Annotated in this window: 16 protein-coding genes; 14 read left to right on the top strand and 2 right to left on the bottom strand. The window is 54.8% G+C overall.

Annotated features, from left to right (window positions below; all coding sequences use genetic code 11):
- Window positions 1-32: 32 nt before the first annotated feature.
- The 4 genes from pyk (at window position 33) to ppk1 (ending at window position 4,989) form a co-directional block, all read left to right on the top strand.
- Window positions 33-1,787 (top strand): pyruvate kinase, encoded by a 1,755-nt coding sequence (pyk, locus tag KJW29_RS03080; RefSeq protein ID WP_108993683.1) that lies wholly within the window; start codon window positions 33-35, stop codon window positions 1,785-1,787.
- Between the two features lie 105 nt (window positions 1,788-1,892).
- A complete protein-coding gene (locus KJW29_RS03085) occupies window positions 1,893-2,366 on the top strand; it encodes an acyl-CoA thioesterase (protein ID WP_214628716.1) in 474 nt (157 codons plus the stop codon).
- A 41-nt stretch (window positions 2,367-2,407) separates the two neighbouring features.
- Window positions 2,408-2,800, top strand: coding sequence for an FxsA family protein (locus tag KJW29_RS03090; protein ID WP_214628717.1), 393 nt, complete (start codon window positions 2,408-2,410; stop codon window positions 2,798-2,800).
- 119 nt (window positions 2,801-2,919) lie between these two features.
- A complete protein-coding gene (gene ppk1 / locus KJW29_RS03095) occupies window positions 2,920-4,989 on the top strand; it encodes a polyphosphate kinase 1 (protein WP_214628718.1) in 2,070 nt (689 codons plus the stop codon).
- A gap of 99 nt (window positions 4,990-5,088) precedes the next feature.
- Here the strand turns inward: ppk1 and KJW29_RS03100 are convergent, their stop codons facing one another.
- Complete coding sequence (locus KJW29_RS03100) at window positions 5,089-5,640, bottom strand: helix-turn-helix domain-containing protein (protein ID WP_214628719.1); 552 nt, start codon at window positions 5,638-5,640, stop codon at window positions 5,089-5,091.
- Window positions 5,641-5,794: 154 nt separating this feature from the next.
- On the opposite strand from KJW29_RS03100, the gene KJW29_RS03105 reads away from it, so the two are divergent.
- From KJW29_RS03105 to KJW29_RS03115, 3 genes are all read left to right on the top strand, one after another.
- A complete protein-coding gene (locus KJW29_RS03105) occupies window positions 5,795-6,466 on the top strand; it encodes an alpha/beta hydrolase (RefSeq protein WP_214628720.1) in 672 nt (223 codons plus the stop codon).
- Window positions 6,463-6,798: a dioxygenase family protein gene (locus KJW29_RS03110; protein ID WP_214628721.1), complete on the top strand. Its 336-nt coding sequence runs from the start codon at window positions 6,463-6,465 to the stop codon at window positions 6,796-6,798. The genes KJW29_RS03105 and KJW29_RS03110 overlap by 4 nt, the downstream gene beginning before the upstream one ends.
- A 66-nt stretch (window positions 6,799-6,864) precedes the next feature.
- Window positions 6,865-8,283 carry a hypothetical protein gene (locus KJW29_RS03115; protein WP_214628722.1) on the top strand — a complete coding sequence of 473 codons (1,419 nt, stop codon included), beginning with the start codon at window positions 6,865-6,867 and terminating at the stop codon, window positions 8,281-8,283.
- 398 nt (window positions 8,284-8,681) lie between these two features.
- Here the strand turns inward: KJW29_RS03115 and KJW29_RS03120 are convergent, their stop codons facing one another.
- Window positions 8,682-10,199, bottom strand: coding sequence for a Ppx/GppA phosphatase family protein (locus KJW29_RS03120; RefSeq protein ID WP_214628723.1), 1,518 nt, complete (start codon window positions 10,197-10,199; stop codon window positions 8,682-8,684).
- A 322-nt stretch (window positions 10,200-10,521) separates the two neighbouring features.
- On the opposite strand from KJW29_RS03120, the gene citZ reads away from it, so the two are divergent.
- From citZ to pflA, 7 genes are all read left to right on the top strand, one after another.
- Window positions 10,522-11,634, top strand: a complete 1,113-nt coding sequence (gene citZ / locus KJW29_RS03125; protein WP_214628724.1) for a citrate synthase — start codon at window positions 10,522-10,524, stop codon at window positions 11,632-11,634.
- Window positions 11,635-11,725: 91 nt separating this feature from the next.
- A complete protein-coding gene (gene icd / locus KJW29_RS03130) occupies window positions 11,726-13,021 on the top strand; it encodes an NADP-dependent isocitrate dehydrogenase (RefSeq protein ID WP_214628725.1) in 1,296 nt (431 codons plus the stop codon).
- A 260-nt stretch (window positions 13,022-13,281) separates the two neighbouring features.
- Window positions 13,282-14,226, top strand: coding sequence for a malate dehydrogenase (gene mdh / locus KJW29_RS03135; RefSeq protein ID WP_087566608.1), 945 nt, complete (start codon window positions 13,282-13,284; stop codon window positions 14,224-14,226).
- Window positions 14,227-14,349: 123 nt separating this feature from the next.
- On the top strand, window positions 14,350-16,560 hold the full coding sequence (gene recQ, locus KJW29_RS03140) for a DNA helicase RecQ (RefSeq protein ID WP_214628726.1): 2,211 nt from the start codon (window positions 14,350-14,352) through the stop codon (window positions 16,558-16,560).
- Window positions 16,561-16,704: 144 nt separating this feature from the next.
- Window positions 16,705-17,355 carry a molybdenum cofactor guanylyltransferase gene (mobA, locus tag KJW29_RS03145; RefSeq protein ID WP_246608556.1) on the top strand — a complete coding sequence of 217 codons (651 nt, stop codon included), beginning with the start codon at window positions 16,705-16,707 and terminating at the stop codon, window positions 17,353-17,355.
- Window positions 17,356-17,377: 22 nt separating this feature from the next.
- Complete coding sequence (pflB, locus tag KJW29_RS03150) at window positions 17,378-19,648, top strand: formate C-acetyltransferase (protein WP_214628727.1); 2,271 nt, start codon at window positions 17,378-17,380, stop codon at window positions 19,646-19,648.
- Between the two features lie 29 nt (window positions 19,649-19,677).
- The gene (gene pflA / locus KJW29_RS03155; protein WP_214628728.1) at window positions 19,678-20,418 is read left to right on the top strand and encodes a pyruvate formate-lyase-activating protein; all 741 of its coding nucleotides are present in this window, start codon (window positions 19,678-19,680) and stop codon (window positions 20,416-20,418) included.
- Window positions 20,419-20,531 lie beyond the last annotated feature (113 nt).

Genomic DNA, 20,531 nt, shown 5'->3' on the forward strand with positions numbered 1-20,531 from the left:
GACATTCAGGCAATAAACGGAGGAACTTAACAATGCGTAAAACAAAGATCGTTTGTACAATCGGGCCTTCCAGCGAATCGTTGGAAAACACAAAAAAACTGATTCAGTCGGGCATGAACGTCGGCCGTCTCAACTTCTCCCACGGAGACTTCGAGGAGCATGGCAACCGAATCAAGAACATTCGCAAGGCGAACGCCGAGCTTGGCACTTCCGTTGCGATTCTGCTGGATACCAAAGGACCTGAGATTCGTCTCGGCAAGCTGAAGGAAGAGCCGATCGAGCTGATTCAAGGGGATGCCATCACGCTGACTACCGAGGAAATTTTGGGTGATCGCACTCGTATTCCGGTAACGTACACCAATCTTCCCAACGATATTTCAGTTGGTTCCACCGTTCTCATCGACGATGGTCTGATCGGTCTGACGGTCGAGTCTGTCGAAGGCACTGAAATTCATTGCCGCATCGTTAACAGCGGTCCTATCAAAGGCAAAAAGGGCGTTAACGTACCAGGCGTCAAAATTTCGTTACCTGGCATTACGGAGAAAGACGCAGGCGATATCGTCTTCGGTATCGAGCAAGGCGTCGACTTCATCGCGGCTTCCTTCGTGCGCAAAGCGAGCGACGTTCTGGAAATCCGGGAATTGCTGGAGAAACATGATGCAAGCCATATCCAGATCATCTCCAAAATCGAGAACCAGGAAGGCGTCGACAATCTCGACGAAATTCTTGAAGTGTCCGACGGCCTTATGGTTGCGCGCGGCGATCTCGGCGTAGAGATTCCTGCAGAGGAAGTGCCGCTTGTACAGAAGATGATGATCAAAAAATGCAATCGCGCAGGCAAGCCGGTTATTACGGCAACCCAGATGCTGGATTCCATGCAACGCAATCCACGTCCGACTCGCGCCGAAGCAAGCGACGTGGCGAACGCGATCTTCGACGGCACGGATGCGATCATGTTGTCCGGCGAGACGGCTGCGGGCAAATATCCGGTAGAATCCGTACAGACGATGTCCCGTATCGCCGAGCGCGCCGAGAGCGCTCTGGAATACCGCGAAATCTTCCTCAAGCAAGCCAACGCACAGCAAGTATCGGTAACGGAAGCGGTGAGCCAATCCGTTGCAAACTCTGCGCTTGACCTTAACGCCAAAGCGATCGTGACGTCGACCCAAAGCGGCTTTACAGCGCGTATGGTATCGAAATACCGTCCGAAATCGCCGATCATCGCGGTAACGACGGACGAGCGCATTATGCGCCGCCTGGCACTTGGCTGGGGCGTTTTTCCGGTAAAAGGCGCAGAAGCGTCTACAACGGACGAAATGTTCGAGACTGCCGTTAAAGGCGCAATGAGCACGGGTCTGCTTAGTCTGGGAGACACGATCGTCATTACGGCAGGCGTACCTGTAGGTCGCGCCGGCACGACGAACTTGATCAAAATCCATCATATTGGCGAGCTGCTGGCTCATGGCCAAGGCATCGGCAGCCAAACGGTAACCGGCAAACTTGTCGTTGCTCGCACGGCTGAAGAAGCTATCTCCAAGATGAACGTTGGCGACATCCTGGTAGCTGTCTCCACTGACAAAGAATATATGCCTGCATTCGAGAAAGCCGGCGCTGTCATAACTGAGCAAGGCGGCATTACGAGTCATGCGGCAGTATGCGGACTTAATCTTAGCATCCCTGTCATCCTTGGCGTTGCGAACGCAACGGACAATCTGCATGATGGCATGGAAGTAACCGTTTATGCGGAGACGGGCGTCGTCTACTCCGGTCAATCCAAAGTACTGTAACCTTGAAGCAATAACATATTGAAGTAATGGAGAAGCGATGGTGAACTCACCGTCGCTTCTTTCTCCAATTCTAAGGAATTATATCGATGAAAGGAGCGAGGCTTGATGTCGGAACAATCTTGGCATCTGCACCCGCTTCGCGTTCGTTACCAAGAGACGGATCAGATGAGCGTCGTATTCCATGGCAATTATGTAACCTGGTTCGAGATCGGACGTACTGAATGGATACGAAGTGCAGGCTACGATTATAAAACGATCGAAAGCAGAGGTCTGTTATTGCCTGTTGTGGATCTGCAATGCAGATATGTCGCGCCTGCCCGATATGACGACCGCGTGTTAGTATGCACCCGGGTTGAGGAGAGTACGGCGCTTCGAGTGACTTTTGCGTCGGAAGTTAGGCGAGTGGAGTCGGATGAGCAATGGCGCGTCATGACGATACCTCAGGGCGAAGCATTGCCTGGCGAGCTGCTTGCGGAAGGCGGGACCAAACATGTATGGGTTGATTCCGACTGGAAACCCGTGCGCATGAACAGAATCATGCCGGAGCTGTATAAGTTACTTGCACATTCAGGCAAATAATAGGCGGATGGAATCAATTTTTGGCGAAGGGGTGGAATAGGATGTATAAATGGCTGCTCATGCTCCTCTTGCTTGTGCCTATCATTGAGCTTTGGGGGATTCTTCAGATTGGCGAATGGCTTGGCGGGTGGACGACGTTCCTTGTCCTTGTAGGGATGGGGATTGCCGGAGCGTATTTCGCGAAGCTGGAAGGCCGCAAAGTGTGGCTCGATGCTCAGCGTCAGTTAGAGAGCGGCATTATGCCCGGACGTTCGTTGATTGACGGCATTTGCGTGCTGCTTGGCGGCTTGCTGCTGCTTCTGCCCGGTTTTATCTCCGATCTGTTTGGTATCGTCCTGCTGCTCCCCGTCACGAGACCCATCTTCCGCCGAATCATTTTGCAGTGGCTGGAGAAACGGATGAGGAACGGTCAGTTCACGATCCGAAGATTTTAGCGGGATTGGAGAAATCCATGGAGTTAACGGATATTTTACAAAACGTTAATCTGCCAATAATAGTCGTCCGCCACAATGGATAAGATCGTCATTAGCATGAATCCTGTAGGAGGAAGAAGATGACCAAGCAGGTATCGCATTATGTCAACCGGGATTTAAGCTGGATTGAATTTAACCGCAGGGTGCTGGAGGAAGCGCAGGATTTGCGCAATCCGCTTTTGGAGAGAGCGAAGTTCCTATCCATCGTATCCAGCAATTTGGACGAATTCATGAGCGTCCGTGTGGCGGGCATTCAGGATCAGATGAGAGCCGGCTTGACGAAAATGGACTTCACGGGTTATACGCCGGCTGGACTATGGAAGCGGCTAATTAAACGTACAACCGCAATGGTCTTCGAGCAATACAAAACGTACCGCGAGATCTTCCGTTCACTAGGCAAGGAAGGCATCTGCATAAGAAGTATCGATGAACTGAACATCGCCCAGACAAAAGCGGTATCCGACTATTTCCATGAAATTGTATTCCCTGTCTTGACGCCAATGGCGGTGGATCAGAGCCGGCCATTCCCGCTTGTTCATTCCAAAGAGCTGTATTTGGCCGTGCTGCTGCAGCGCGACGGTGCGGCGCCAGAGGAAGAGCCGTTATTCGCTATCGTACAGGTTCCGTCCATCCTGACGCGATTCGTTCCCGTGCCAGGCAGGATTAACAGCAAAAAGCTGGAGTTCGTGCTGCTGGAGGAATTGATCGAGCGGTTCATCAATACGCTGTTCAACGGTTATACGCCCTATTCCGTTAATCCGTTCCGTATTACGCGCAATGCCGATCTGACGCTGAACGAGGAAGGGGCGGAGGATCTCCTCGAGGAGATCGAGAAGGAGCTTCGGAGACGCCGCTGGGGCATACCGGTTCGCCTGGAAGTCGTGAAGGGGATGGATCCCTATGCCTTGGAGATGCTTCGTGACGAATTAGAGATCGAAGATAATTTGTTCGAGATAGACGGGCCGCTTGATCTAAGCTTCCTTATGCGATTCGCAGGCAGCTTGCCGGGTTACGACAATCTGCGCTATGAGAAACTGGAGCCCGTTTATCCAAGAGAATTCGACGACACGGACGATATGTTTGAGGTTATCCGCCAGCGCGACGTGCTGATGTACCATCCCTACGAGTCGTTCGAGGCCGTCAATGACTTCGTTGAGCAGGCGGCGTATGATCCCAACGTGCTTGCGATCAAGATGACGCTGTACCGGGTGAGCGGTCAATCCGCACTTGTTCAGGCGCTTGCGAAGGCAGCGGAATCCGGCAAACAAGTGACCGTCGTCGTGGAGTTGAAGGCGCGCTTCGACGAAGAACGCAACATCGCGTGGGCGCGGCAACTGGAGAAGGCGGGCTGCCATGTGGTTTACGGACTCGTCGGACTCAAGACGCATGCCAAAATCCTGCTTGTCGTACGCAGAGAACAAGGCACGCTGCGTCGTTACGTCCATGTAGGTACAGGAAACTATAATGACAGCACGGCTACGCTATATACGGATATCGGACTGTTTTCCTCCCATCCTGTTATCGGCGGCGACGCGTCGGCGCTATTTAACGAAGTGACGGGTTATTCTTCGCCATACGAGTGGAAGGCGTTTGGTGTTGCGCCATCCGATCTTAAAGAGAAGTTATATCGCCTCATCGACCGGGAAAAGGCGAATGCGCTGGCCGGAAAACGTGCCCACATCATTGCGAAGATGAACTCTCTGTCCAATCAGGAGGTCATCGACAAGCTGTACGAGGCGTCTCAAGCGGGAGTCAAGATCGAGCTGATCATTCGCGGCGTATGCTGCTTGCGGCCAGGCGTCCCGGGAAGAAGCGAGAATATTAAAGTGATCAGTATTGTCGACCGATTCCTGGAACACTCCAGAGTTATGTATTTCCATAACGGGGGTTCGGAAGAAGTTTATTTGTCCAGCGCGGACTGGATGACCCGCAATCTGACGAAGCGAATCGAGCTGATGTGTCCGGTGTACCAGCCTGAGCTGCGCGCCATTATGATCAAGATGCTGAAGATGAATCTGGAGGATAACGTCAAGGCGAGGGAATTAAAGCAGAACGGTCTATATGAATCTCTCGCCGGCAACCCGGACGTCAAGCCTTTCCGCAGCCAGTTCGAGGCGAAACGGATTTCGATGTGGAAGGGTCACGGTTGAGCGGAATTCCCATCCCGATTCATCCTTTCATAATCTTTAAGCCTATTCCGTTACATGGAGTAGGCTTTTTGGCGTTGGAGGCGATCGTTTTGGGGACATTTACAGCAAATCCTGGCTTTGCTCGCCTTCCGTATAGATGGAAATCAGCACGATGGCCGTATCTTCCCCGACGTTCTTGACCCAGTGCGGGGTACATGCATGCCAACTGAAAGAATCGCCTTCCGCGAACTCCTCGGCGTCTTCTCCTTGCTGGGCGAAAATCTTGCCCCGAATGACCAGATGCACCTCCTCGCCTTCATGCGCATGCGGCATTTCGCCTGTAGAGGCGCCCGGAGGGAATTCGACCAGCATCATCCTCATGTTTTTGGTGCTGCTTAGATGCTCAACCTTCAAGCGGTCGGTGCCGCTCGTCGTCGTTCTGCGCTCGTGAGCGCGAACCTGGCCCATGCGATCTTCTTTTTTGAGCAGCAAGTAAGCCAAAGGCACTTTCAAGGCCGTGGCGATATTTTCGAGCGTAGAGATGGAAGGAGACGTTTTATTGGTTTCGACCTGGCTCATGAACCCTTGCGACAGGCCGGTTTCTTCGCATATTTGGGCGATCGTCATGTTTTTGCGTTTGCGAATGGATCTGATCGCTGATCCGATATCCATGAGAAGCTACCTTCTTTCGGAATAATATTAGTAATAGCAACTTTAAATACATACTAACAAAAAAGAGGTTGACTTTCTAGTCTTCCCAAGTTAAATTACTCATACATAATATTTATTTGTATTTATAATATTTTAGAAAAAAGGAGAACTTCCCATGAATTCGTTGTATCATTACGATATACATCTCCCGGCCAATATGGAGCAAGGCAGGAAATATCCGGTGGTGTTCACGCTGCACGGCAAAGGCTCCAACGAAAAAAACATGTTCGAGCTGGTGTCCCCCTTATCCGAGCAAGCCATCATTATCGGCATACGCGGCAATCTGCCGCTGGGGGCCGGGTATCAATATTACGAGCTGGTGAGCTTGGGCAACCCGGTACGGAGCGTATTCGACGATTCGGTTAAGGAGCTTCGGGCGTTTATCGATGACGCCACCGAACAATATCCCATCGATCCGGAGAAACGTTATGTACTCGGGTTTAGCCAAGGCGCCATACTGGCGATGACGCTGGCGCTGACGATGGGAGACGCGCTCAAAGGGATCGTGGCCTTGAACGGGTACGTACCCGGCTTTGTGAAGGAAGAATATCCGTTGCGGAATCTGGATAAGGTGTCCGTATTCGCCTCGCACGGAGAGTTCGATTCCGTCTTCCCGATCCGGATCGGCCATGAGACGAAGGCTTATCTCGAAGAGCGTGCTCCGCTGCTCACGTTTAAGGTCTATCCCGCCGACCACGGCGTCACGGAGGAGAATGCGAGGGACGTGTTGAATTGGATAAGACGGGATGCCAGTCTGGATCTCGGCGAGGAGGGCGAAGCACGATGATGCCGAGTTGCTTTTTTGCGCATGGCGCCCCTTCCATCGTATTGGAAAACAATGCATACACGGAGCTTCTGCGAGATTTCGCGCGCGGTCATGCCCGACCGAAGGGCATCGTCTTGTTCTCGGCCCATTGGGAGGAGTCGGTTCAGAGCGTCGGCGTTGCGGATACCTTCGAGACCATTTACGACTTCGGAGGTTTTCAAGAGGAGCTCTACAGCATGACGTATCCAGCCCATGGCGACCGCGCGCTTGGCGACGAAGTTCTGCGGTTGTTCGCGGAAAACGGCATCAAAAGCGTGTCCAACGACAAGCGGGGCCTCGACCATGGAGCCTGAGCTGCTGGCAATTTAATTAACAATTTTTTTGAACAACCTCTATAAGAGTGGAAGGGAAAGGCGTCCATGTCGCAAGCTACGAAAACCGCAATGGAGAGGACCGTGGTCCTCTCCATTGCCGCTGTTTATATGATGCAGCAATTAACGGGGCTCAAGGGGCTTCAGGCGCTGCTTGGCGTTCTTGTTTTTGCAGCGATCGGGCTGCTGTTGCCTAAGCTGAAAGGCATGACTTTGTGGTTGTCGTCATCTTTTCTACTCATAGGCGCTATTCTGATGTTCGTTCGAGGCGCGGACGCCACGGAATGGTTCCAAGCCGCAGGCATCAACGTCACGATCGTGACATTGTTCCTGTTTGCGCCGTTGTTCGGCATACCCGTGCGGCTGCCGGAATACGTGGCGGGGCTGAAACGATTGATCGACGCCAGCGCGAGAAGCCGGACGGCCTTGTTGACGGGCACGCAGCTGTTGACGCAGGTGCTCGGCGTCTTCCTCAACGTCGGCGCCATTCCCGTCGTTTACGGGATGGTGTTCGTCAGGCCGCAGCCGGTTCTATCCCGGCTGCTTGCCGGAGCGCTTAACCGAGGCTTCGCGGGGGCGATCTTTTGGTCGCCGTATTTCGCGGCCATGACGATTATTACGACGATGCTGGGGTTGTCATGGTCGTCGATATTGCCGTACGCGCTGGGACTCGCGGTGCTAAGTCTGTTAGTGAGCATGTTGGCGAATCGTCGGGAATTGAAGGAATTGGCAGGCAGCGCTTCGATGGAGGCGGAGGAGCAAGGAGGCGAGACTGTTTCGTTCGCCGGGCAAGATGGCAGGGAAACGGATGAAGCGAGCGCGGCGGCGTTCCCGAAGGGGCTCGTGCTTTATTTGGCGCTGACCATGGCGGCGATTCTGCTCCTGGAGCGGATGGTTCCGCTTCCCATGGTGATGCTGATTTGTTTCTCCGCCGTTGTACTGCCCTTGCTATGGTGCGTGTTCAGACGTTCGGCCGGCGTATATGCGGATGGACTTAAGCATCATCTAAGCGTTACTTTTCCCGCGCTGCAGAAGGAGATTACGCTGTTTTTGGCCGCGGGATTTTTTAGCGGCGCGATCGGGGCGACGGGGTTCGGCGCGGAGCTGCCCGCATGGCTCGGACATATTCCGCTCCCTGTCTCGCTGACGTTCTCGGCGTTCACCGTGCTGCTTATCGCGGGGACTTCCCTGATCGGGCTGCATCCCATCGTGCCCGTGACGATTCTGGCGGGCGGCATCGTGCCGGAGAGCGTAGACATCAGCAGCGTTTATTTCGCGGTGCTTCTGCTAGGCAGCTGGGGTTTGTCCAATCCGATCTCGCCGGCTACGGCGGTCAACAATCTGCTGGCCGGCCTGACGGGGCGGACGCCGTTCCAGATGGCTTCCGACAATTACAGGTTCGCAAGCTGGATGGCGCTCCTGATGCTGCTGTATTTGGCGATGGTAGGATGGTTGGTCCCTGGGTGATTGGCAGGGCGCGAACTGGTGGGTTTGGGGCTCGCGTGTATGAGAAATCATACACAATGGCGCCGTAACAGTAGATTCGAGGCTCACGTGTATGAAAAATCATACACAATGGCACCGGAACAGTAGATTCGAGGCTCACGTGTATGAAAAATCATACACAATGGCGTCGGAACAGTAGCTTCGAGGCACATGAGTATGAAAAATCATGCACAATGAGCGCAAACGTTGGGGGAAGCTGGGGGAAGCACCGGCAAAGACGGAATGAAGGAAAGACGGGCAAAGAAGGAAAGACAGCAAAGAAGGAAAGAAGGAACGACGGAAACACGGAAGGGGCTGTCCCAAGCGGGACGGCCCCTTCCGTGTTTGCATGACGCACGTTGATGTAGAAATCGCGGTTGCTAGCCCTCCAGAACCGGCTCCAGTAACCAATGTTTCCTGAATTCGGCGGCAAGTTCTCCCACCTCGCGCCGCTCGACGGCAAGCGAGCCGAGGGGAGCCAGCGGAGCCAACAGGAGACGTGTGCCGTCTATCGTAATCAGCAGGTCGCCGATTCTCTGCGTCTCGCTGCGATCCAGGGCCGCGGCCAGCTGCAACAGCAAGCCTAGCTTGCCTACCAGATCCAGGTCGGCTTCGGAGACGAGTACGCGGTATGGAGCCGTCTGCGTCCTGGCCTTGCCTTTGCCTCGGAACGAGGCGATGGCGGCCGTCATTACGATCTCGCGGTGCGTCAATCCGTTCAACTGAGAGTGCACGATGAGATAGAAGGAATGGGGAGCGTAATCATAATAATCGATCGATGCACCTATTCGATGAAGCAGCGACGCGACATGCAGAATGGTTCGCGCCTCGGGAGGCAGCTCGATCGTCGCTTCCAGCGTTTCCAGCAGATTCAGCGCCAGCCGGTTCACTTGCATGACATGCTGAGTGGGCGCTTCGGTGTGCAGAGAACTGATGTTTTTTAAGCTGAACGCAAGCGGATCGGCAAGCTTGGGCTGATTAGGAAATCGCGTCGAGTGGAACAAGCCGTCTCGAAGCCCGGCACCGCATATGTGGTAATGTTTCGCACGCGCAGCGCGGAAAACGGCTCTAAGAATCGCGACGCCGGGTATGATGACGTCGGCACGATCCTTGGACAGCCCGGGCAGCTTGCGCCGGCGATCCAGCGGCATGGCGCGCATGGCATGATACAACTCGTCGACGCCGTTCTTCTCGATGATGTAGTTGTGCGTCTGGCGGAACGGATAATCGACAGCCGCCTGATGCACCTTGCCGAGGGCGCGCACCGTGCCCCCGACTCCCACGAGCGGCAGTCCGGGAAGCTCGCCGATCCAGAGATTCTCCTTCACGGCCGCCATCACGATGCTCTCGATCGATTTCAGCGCGTCGTCCGTCAAACCATCCTTGGAATCGAATTTTTTGTTCAAGCTGACGCATCCGAACGGAAAGGAGACGGAGTGTACCAGCTCGCGATCCATAAAAAGCGATACCTCCGTACTTCCGCCGCCTATGTCGATGAGATATCCGTTGTCGGCTTGCAGGGAGTTGATCATGCCGAGAAAGCCGTATGCGGCTTCGTCCTCACCGGACAGCAGCTCGATGAACAGGCCGGTCTCGCGGTGGATCTCATCCAGTATTTGATCCCGGTTCGCGGCGTTGCGGATGGCCGCCGTAGCGACCGTGCGTATTTGGGTAATTCCGTGGTGGGAACAGATCAGCTTGAAGTGCTGAAGCGTGTCTATAAGTTCGGCGATATCGCCAAGGGGCAAAGCCCCGCTCTCATCCATTCTCCCGCTTAATCGCGTGGAACGCTTGCTGCCGTCGACGACGCGATGCCCGCCGTTATCCGTTCTCTCGTACACGACAAGGCGCACGGAGCCCGAGCCAATGTCGATAATGCCGATACATTGTCCTATCAAAGGCGAATCCTCCGTTTCATTCCGGCATGTTATTGTGGTATGCTGTAAGTCTTCTGGACATTTTATCACACAATGGGCGGCAATTCGAAGTATAATCCATATGCGGCCGTGGAATAATTACTTGTCGAGGCTGGGGATGCCTTCCTTAGCCAAGATGTTGTCCGGCTTGCCGATTTATTTTATGAATGATGCCGATAAAGCATTTTTATGTCCCATTTTGTTGGCTTCATCCCAAAAATCATTTATGATTGATTACGATGAGCAAAAATGGAATCCCATTAATCATTTGATTAATATTTTTGAGTATAAAGGAGAGAGAACGATGACAGCAACTAAAGGTCTTGAGGGCATCGTCGCTGCGGCTTCGTCCATCAGTTCGATCATTGATGGCGTTCTGACTTACCGCGGCATTAACATCGACGATCTCGCAGAGAACGCCTCTTTCGAAGAAGTCGCTTACCTGCTATGGTACGGCAAGCTCCCGAATCGTTCCGAGATTGAAACGCTTCAGAAGCAATTGGACGAGTACGCGGTTGTACCGAATGAAGTGCTTGAGGGCATGAAGCTGTATCCGAAGAATACGAATTCCATGGCGGCTCTTCGCACGGCTATCTCCAGTCTTGCTTTGTACGATCAAGCTGCTAACGACATGTCGCCTGAAGCCAATCAGCTGAAAGCGATTAAATTGCAAGCTCAGTTGCCTGCGGTCGTAGCGGCATTCTCCCGCATTCGCGAGGGCAAAGAACCAGTCGCTCCCCAAAAAGGCGTATCCATCGCCCATAACTTCCTGTACATGCTGTCGGGCAACGAGCCATCCGACGTGGCTGTAAAAGCGCTGGATCAAGCGCTGGTCCTTCATGCCGACCATGAGCTTAACGCATCAACGTTCGCCGCTCGCGTAACGGTAGCTACCCTTTCCGACATCTATTCCGGCATTACTTCCGCTATCGGCGCTCTCAAAGGCCCGCTGCACGGCGGCGCAAACGAAGCCGTTATGGTCATGCTGGAGGAGATTGGTTCGTTCGCGAACGTTGAAGGCTACATAAACAATGCGCTTGCGAACAAACAGAAAATCATGGGCTTCGGTCACCGCGTCTACAAAAACGGCGACCCGCGCGCGAAGCATCTGCAAAAGATGTCCCGCGAGCTAGGCAAGCTGAGAGGCAACATGGAGCTTTACGAGATGTCGGTTAAGATCGAGGAACTGGTAACGGGCCAAAAGGGTCTGAAGCCAAACGTCGACTTCTACTCCGCATCCGTCTACACGGCGCTCGAAATTCCGCGCGATCTGTTTACGCCGATTTTTGCCATCAGCCGTCTGTCCGGCTGGAGCGCACACATTCTGGAGCAGTACCAGGACAATCGCTTGATCCGTCCGCGTGCCGACTATGTCGGTCCGGTAAACGCCAAGTACGTCCCGATCGAGCAACGTTAATTTACAACAGCCAGAGAAGAGAGAGCAAGCGGAAGCTTGTTCTCCTGTTACAAGATCATAAGATACAACCCATTTTAGGAGGAATTCATTCATGGCACAGTTCGAGAAATACGCGCTTCCAACCGAAGGCGAGCAAATTACAATTGATAACGGTACACTGCAAGTTCCTAACCAGCCGATCATCCCGTTTATCGAAGGCGACGGCACGGGCCGCGACATCTGGCGCGCATCCAAGCGCGTTCTTGACGCAGCTGTAGAGAAAGCATACAACGGCGAGAAAAAGATCGCTTGGTATGAAGTATTCGCCGGCGAGAAAGCATTTAACGAATACGGCGAGTGGCTTCCTGCCGACACGTTGACGGCTATCCGCGAGTACATCGTTGCTATTAAAGGTCCTTTGACTACGCCAATCGGCGGCGGTATCCGCTCCCTTAACGTAGCACTTCGTCAAGAGCTGGATCTGTACACTTGCCTTCGTCCTGTCCGTTACTTTAACGGCGTACCTTCCCCGGTAAAACGCCCTGAGCTGGTAGACATGGTTATTTTCCGCGAGAATACGGAGGATATCTATGCAGGCATCGAGTATGCGGAAGGTTCTGCGGAAGTTAAAAAAGTGATCGAGTTCCTGCAGAAGGAAATGGGCGCTAAAAATATCCGCTTCCCCGAAACTTCCGGCATCGGCATCAAGCCGGTATCCGCAGAAGGTTCGAAGCGTCTGGCTCGCGCCGCGATCGAATACGCGATCAAACACGGCCGCAAGTCCGTTACGCTGGTACACAAAGGCAACATCATGAAGTTCACTGAGGGCGCGTTCAAGAACTGGGGCTACGAAGTGGCCGAGCAAGAGTTCGCTGAACAAACCTTCACTTGGGGACAATATGACCGCATTAAGGACGCTGACGGCGTTGACGCGGCTAACAAAGCACAAGCCGATGCTGAAGCAGCCGGCAAAATCATCGTGAAGGACGCTATTGCGGACATCGCGCTGCAGCAAGTACTTACTCGTCCGACAGACTTCGACGTGATCGCTACGTTGAACCTGAACGGCGACTACCTGTCCGACGCCCTGGCTGCTCAAGTCGGCGGCATCGGCATCGCGCCGGGCGCGAACATCAACTACCTGACTGGCCATGCGATCTTCGAAGCTACGCACGGCACGGCTCCGAAATACGCGGACAAAGACGTCGTGAACCCTGGCTCCGTCATTCTGTCCGGCGTTATGATGCTTGAGCATCTGGGCTGGCAGGAAGCTGCCGACCTGATCTACAAAGGCATGGAAACATCCATCAACAACAAAACGGTTACTTACGACTTTGCACGTCTGATGGAAGGCGCATCGGAAGTTAAATGCTCCGCGTTCGCCGATCAAATCATCGAAAACATGTAATCAAAGTCGCAGCATACCCTCGGTCGCATAAATAGCGTGTTCAAAAAGTTCGGTTTTCAGCACCAAGAAGATTGGAGGCAGGTAGAAACTGAGTAGCGGAGCGTAGTGGAAGCTACGTGAGCAACGGAAGTTTCGCCTGCATTCAAGATTCGATGTCGAGTAAGCTTCTTGGCATACATCGTGGTGGGAAGCGGACTTTTTGAACTACCTTTAAAAGGCCGGGGGCTTCGGCGTCTTTATAATGGAAGGGGATCACTCTCATGGCAATCAAACGCAAAAAGATTACGGTAGTCGGAGCGGGCTTTACAGGCGCAACAACGGCGCTTATGCTGGCGCAAAAGGAACTTGGAGACGTCGTATTGCTTGATATCGCGCCGCTGGAGAACCCGACCAAAGGGAAGGCGCTCGATATGCTGGAGGCAACTCCGGTTCTTGGCGTGGACGCGAATATCGTCGGCACGGCGAGTTACGAAGACGCCAAAGATTCCGATGTCGTAATTATTACGGCAGGCATCGCGCGCAAGCCCGGCATGAGCCGGGACGACCTTGTAAACACGAATGCGGGCATCGTCCGTTCCGTTTGCGAGAGCGTAAAGGAAACAAGCCCGAACGCCTACGTCATTATATTGAGCAACCCGGTTGACGCGATGACGTACGTGGCTTTCCAGAGCCTCGGTTTCCCGAAAAACAGAGTTATCGGTCAATCCGGCGTCCTCGACACGGCTCGTTATTGCACGTTTATCGCGCAAGAGCTGAACGTATCCGTAGAAGACGTGCGAGGCTTCGTGCTGGGCGGCCATGGCGACGACATGGTACCGCTCGTGCGCTACTCCAACGTTGCAGGCATCCCGATCGAGAAGCTGATTCCGGCTGACCGCATCGAAGCCATTGTGCAACGGGCACGCGTCGGCGGCGGCGAAATCGTAGGTTTGCTGGGCAACGGCAGCGCGTATTACGCACCGGCGGCTTCGCTCGTGCAGATGACGGAAGCGGTGCTGAAGGACAAGAAGCGGATTATCCCGGTTATCGCTTATCTGCAAGGCGAGTACGGCTACAATAACTTGTTTATGGGCGTGCCTGCGGTGCTTGGCGGCGACGGCATCGAAAAGGTGATCGAGCTGGAGCTGACGGACGAAGAGAAGGCGGCGCTGGACCGTTCGGCGCAATCCGTACGGAACGTTATTAATGTCGTCGAGGCAGGTTAGCAGCCGGTCGGCAATTCATATTATGTGTTGACGGCCGTATAACGCGGCCGGTACGGGAGGACCCTGACAGATGCTGCCAGGGTCCTTTTGTTTTTCGGGAGCCATTGAAGGAGGGGGAGAGGAATGGAGCAAGCATTATCGTTATTAAAGCAAGTGTATGGCTATGACAGCTTCCGCAAAGGGCAGGAGGACATTATCGCCGGAATCGTGGACGGGCATGACACGCTGGCCATTCTGCCGACGGGCGGGGGCAAATCGATCTGTTACCAGCTGCCAGCCCTGCTGCTGCCTGGCACGACGCTCGTCATCTCGCCGCTGATCTCGCTGATGAAGGATCAAGTAGACAGCTTGCGGCGACTCGGCGTGTCGGCGGCATTCTTGAACAGCTCGCTAGGCGCAGCCGAATACAGGGAGGTGCTGCGAGGAGCGATGCAAGGCGACTATAAGCTGCTCTACGTCGCGCCGGAGCGTCTGGACTCCGCTATGTTCCAGTCGTTGTCGGAGCAGCTTCAAATCCCGCTAATCGCCATTGACGAGGCGCATTGCGTCTCGCAGTGGGGGCATGACTTCCGGCCGAGCTACCGGCAGCTGGCCGGCTGGATCGGCCGCATGCAGAATCGTCCGCTTGTAGCGGCCTTTACCGCGACAGCGACGCCGGAGGTGGCCGAGGATATCGAAGGTATGCTCCGCCTGAACGAACCGCGCCGTTACGTGACGGGGTTCGCCCGCCCGAACCTGTCGCTCTCCGTTGTGACGGGCGTCGACAAGAAGCGGTTCCTCGCGAAGTTTATAAAGGAGAGGGAGGGCGAATCCGGCATTATTTACGCGGCGACCCGCAAAGAGACGGAAGAGGTATGCGCCATGCTGCAGAAGAACGGGATTGCGGCGGACAAATATCATGGCGGCCTCGGCGATGCCGAGCGCGCGGAGGCGCAAGAGTCGTTCCGCTTCGATCGCAGCCGTGTAATGGTTGCGACAAACGCTTTTGGCATGGGCATCGACAAACCCAACGTTCGTTTCGTACTGCACTGGCAAATGCCCGGCGATCTGGAGTCTTATTACCAGGAAGCGGGCAGGGCTGGCCGGGATGGCGAGGAAAGCGACTGTGTCCTGTTGTTCGAGCCCGCCGACATGCAGGTACAGAGATTTCTCATCGAGCAAGGCTCCGGCGACACGGATCGCAAGTCGATCCAGCTGTCCAAACTCCATCAGATGATGAACTACAGCCGGACGCAGCGCTGTCTGCAGCAGTTCATCGTCGATTACTTCGGCGAATCGGACGTGCAGCCGTGCGGCAAGTGCAGCAGCTGTCTCGACAAGAGCGAAGCGGTCGACCGGACGGAGGAAGCGAAGATGGCGCTGTCCTGCGTCGGCCGGATGAAAGGCCGCTTCGGCGTGACGATGGCCGCCAAAGTGCTTAAGGGCTCCCGCGACAAACGTCTGCTGGAGTTCGGGCTGGACAGGCTTTCCACCTACGGTCTCATGAGTCGCTTGCCCGAGAAGGAAATCGCGGACTGGCTGTACTGGCTCGTGGCGGAAGGGTATATGCGGCTCAGCGAAGGGCAGTATCCCACGGTATCTTTGACGGCGAACGCCTTGCCGGTGCTGGAAGGCAAACAAGTGATCACGCAGCGCGTACGAGCTTCGGTGCGGCAATCCAGCGGCGGCATGACGGCAGCAGAATCATCGCCGTTGTTCGAAGCGTTGAAGCAATGGCGGAGAGAAGCGGCAGCCCGGGAGAGCGTGCCTCCGTTCATGATATTTTTCGATTCTACGTTAAAGGATATTGCAGGCGCACGGCCGAGGCATGCGGAGGAGCTCATGTCCATCAAGGGAATCGGCGCGGCCAAGGTGAGCAAGTACGGCGAGGACATCGCGCGAATCGTTGCGGAGTTCGGAGGCGAAATATCCCATGGGGACGCCGGATCGGTCGGGACCAGTGCAGCGGATCGGTTGACCGGACATGCCGGAGGAGCCGGATCCGCAGGTAAGCAGGGAACTTCATCCCAAGTGACGCGAACTGCCCCCGGAGATGAACAGCCGAGCCATCTGCTCTCGCTGGAGATGTTCAACGAAGGGATTACGACGGGGGACATCGCCAAGGAGCGGGGACTGGGTCAAGTCACTGTGGAAGGACACATCATTCGCGCGGCGGGAGAAGGCTACGAGGTAGACTGGGATCGTATCGTTCCTCCAGGGCAAGAGCCGCTCATTCTTGCGGCCATCGAGAAGGTTGGCGCGGAAAAGCTGCGTCCCATCAAGGACGAGCTGCCGCCGGATGTTTCCTACTTTGCCATTCATGGCGTGCTGTGCAAGCACGGAATTACCTCATAAACGATTCTAATTCGCCCGCCGGATCCTACCGGCGGGTTTGTTTGTGAATTCCCCCTATAAGTTCGAGCGATCCAATTACCGACATAAACCTAAAATCGTGATTTTTTTCACAGCGCCAATATGCTCCTTTATGGTGAAATAGAGATGATCAAAGCAATAGCGGGAGGAGTGATCTCATTGTTATCCGGCGTTATTCTGGCTGGCGGCGCACACCGCGGAACGAACGGAAAAAATCGCGCATTCCTCACAATCGGGGGAGAGACTCTGCTGGAGAGGCAAATTCGTGAAATGAGAACCTGCTGCGACGAAATAACGATCGTGACAGGCGAGCCGGATTTATTGCGCCGTTCGGTGGACCGGGATGTCCGTATTATCAGCGATTACTTCGGCGGCGAGGGGTTGCTTAGCGGGTTCCATGCAGGCATTGCCTTGTCTGGAAATGAGGAAGTGTGGGTGCTGGGCTGTCATATGCCGTTCCCCTCATCACAAGCAGCTATGCTTCTCTACTCGCGAATGATGCAGGGGGGAGGCCTGGCGGCAATTCCGTTTATTAGAGGGGCGGCGATTCCGTTGCACGGGATTTACGATAGATCCGTGTCCGAGATTAGCGGCAAGCTGCTGGATCGCGGGCGGACGGAGTTTTCCGAGCTGCTTGCGGCCATTGACGTCGTCAAGGTTGAAGCCTATTCATTCGAGAGCGAAGGCGTAAACGGCAAGTTCGCAAGATCCGTTAGGACGGATGAAGAGTATCAGGCGCTTGTTGCGGAAAGCGAAGCTCGAATAGCGAAAGCGTGAATCTGAAGTGGAGGCGAATAGAATGGCAACGACGGAGAAGGATAGAGCGATCAGAACTACTGTGAACGAAGCTTGGCGGGGGTTTGCGTTCGGCGAATGGACGAAGGGAATCGACGTTAACTCCTTTATCGAGAAAAATTTGACGTCCTACGAAGGGGACGAGCGCTTCCTGGCCGGACCGACCGACCGTACGACTTCTTTGTGGGATCAAGTCAGCATCCTGCTTAAGGAAGAACGCGAGCGCGGCGGCGTGCACGACATTGATGTTCATACCATATCGACGATTACCTCGCATGGTCCCGGTTATATCGACAAGGAGAAGGAGACCATCGTCGGCCTGCAAACCGACGCGCCGCTCAAACGTTCGATTCAGCCGTTCTGCGGCATTCGGATGGCGATTGACGCGTGCGAGGCGTACGGCTATAAGCTGGATCCCGAGATCGAAGCTATATTCCGCGATATTCGCAAGACGCATAATCAAGGCGTATTCGATGCTTACACGACTGAGATGAGGCTTGCCAGGAAGGCGGGTATCGTCACGGGGCTGCCCGACGCTTACGGCCGCGGCCGCATCATTGGGGATTACCGGAGAGCCGCGCTTTATGGCGTGGATGCGCTCATTGAGGCGAAGAAAGCCGATCAGCTGGCGCTTGAGCCGGATGTGATGAGCGAGGATGTCATACGTCTCAGGGAAGAGCTGTCGGAGCAGATTCGGGCGCTGTCGGAGCTTAAAGAGATGGCGGCCGCTTACGGGTACGACATTTCGAAGCCGGCCCGCCATGCGGGCGAGGCCGTGCAATGGCTTTACTTCGCTTATCTTGCCGCCATCAAGGAGCAAAACGGCGCGGCGATGAGTCTGGGCCGCGTATCGAGTTTCCTCGATATCTATATCGAGCGGGATCTGCAAGAGGGCACGCTAACGGAAGCGGGCGCACAAGAGCTGGTCGATCACTTCGTCATGAAGCTGAGACTTGTAAAATTTCTTCGCACGCCGGATTACAACGAGCTGTTTAGCGGCGATCCCACTTGGGTGACGGAGTCGATCGGCGGCATGGGGCTGGATGGCCGTACGCGGGTAACAAAGAACTCGTTCCGCTTTCTGCACACCTTGTACAACCTGGGACCGGCTCCCGAGCCGAACTTGACCGTCTTATGGTCCAGGAGCCTGCCCGAAGCCTTTAAGACGTACTGTGCGCGCGTCTCGGCGGAGACCAGCTCGATCCAATACGAAAACGACGATCTGATGCGTCCGCAATTCGGCGACGATTATGGCATCGCTTGTTGCGTATCGGCCATGCGGATCGGCAAGCAAATGCAATTTTTTGGCGCCCGCGCGAATCTGGCGAAGGCGCTGCTATACGCGATCAACGGAGGCAAGGACGAGAAGCTTGGCATTCAAGTGGGGCCAGTCATGGCGCCGATCACATCGGAGGTGCTGGATTACAGCGAAGTGATGGCCAACTTTGATCTCGTAATGGATTGGCTGTCCAAGCTGTACATGAATACGCTGAACGTCATCCACTACATGCATGACAAATACGGCTACGAGCGCATCGAGATGGCGTTGCACGACCGGGATATCGTCCGGACGATGGCTTGCGGCATCGCGGGCTTGTCCGTTGTGGCGGATTCGCTCAGCGCAATCAAACACGCAAAAGTGCGGCCAATTAGAGACGAGCGCGGCATTGCCGTCGACTTCGAGATTATCGGCGACTATCCGCAATACGGCAATAACGATGATCGCGTAGACGACATAGCGGTTTCGCTTGTAGAAGGTTTCATGAATCGGCTGCGCGGTCACAGGGCGTATCGCGATGCGATTCCGACGTTGAGCGTGCTGACAATTACGTCGAACGTCGTCTATGGCAAAAAGACGGGAACGACGCCTGACGGCCGCAAAGCCGGAGAGCCGTTCGCGCCAGGGGCGAATCCGATGCACGGCAGGGACCGCAAGGGCGCCCTCGCTTCGCTGGCTTCCGTGGCCAAGCTGCCTTACGAGCACAGCCTGGACGGCATATCGAATACGTTCTCGATTATTCCCAAGGCGCTTGGGAAAGAAGAGGATGCTCGCCATCGCAACCTGTCCGCGCTGCTCGACGGTTATGCCGCTAGCGGCGGCCATCATCTAAATATCAACGTTTTCAATCGCGAGCAGCTTCTGGACGCGATGGAGCATCCGGAGTCGTATCCTCAACTCACGATCCGGGTCTCGGGTTACGCGGTCAACTTCATTAAGCTGACAAGGGAACAACAGCTTGACGTCATCGGGCGCACATTCCACGGAGAAATTTAGATTTTGCATGCGATAGGAGCGTGGCACTCATGTCAGGACGAATTCATTCGATAGACACTTTTGGAACGGTGGACGGACCGGGTATTCGCTTTGTCCTGTTCATGCAGGGCTGCGCCTTGCGCTGCGGCTTCTGTCACAATCCCGATACTTGGGACACGGCGGGAGGAAAGCAGGTGGAGGTAGAGGATATTCTTAGCGAGATTGAACCGTACTTGCCATACTACCAGGGTTCGGGAGGAGGCATTACGGTAACGGGAGGCGAGCCTACCCTGCAGGCGCCGTTTGTCGCCAAGCTGTTCAAAGCATGCAAGGAGAGGTACGGACTTCATACGGCGCTGGACAGCTCCGGCTTCTGCGACCCTTCTCATGCAGGGGAGCTGATGAGTTATACGGATCTTGTGCTGCTGGATCTGAAACAGCTTCATCCGGATAAGCATGTCCGGTTAACCTCGCAGCCCCATGATCGCATTCTGAAATTCGCAAGCTGGCTGTCGGAAATCCGCAAGCCGGTCTGGATCCGCCACGTCCTAATACCCGGATATACAGACGATAAAGAGGACTTGAGCCTGCTGGGGCAATTCGTGGGCGAACTAAGCAATGTCGAACGGCTCGAGCTGTTGCCGTACCACGAGATGGGCGTGTACAAATGGGAGCGGCTTGGCAAAGACTATCCGCTGGCAGGCGTGCGGCCGCCCGATGAGGAAGAAGTCAAACGGGCGCGTCGCATCATCGAGGAGTCCGCCCGCTCAGTCGGGACGGCTCATGCTTGACAGGGATCCTCGCCATCCGTCGAATATTCAGGGAGATTCCTCCCGTTTAATCAGTGCATTCCCCGATGCGGCTGCCGCGGTCCATAGCGTATGATAAATATAGAAGAAACGTA

It is taken from the genome of Paenibacillus agaridevorans, from assembly GCF_018604145.1.
Classification (GTDB): Bacteria; Bacillota; Bacilli; order Paenibacillales; family Paenibacillaceae; genus Pristimantibacillus; species Pristimantibacillus agaridevorans.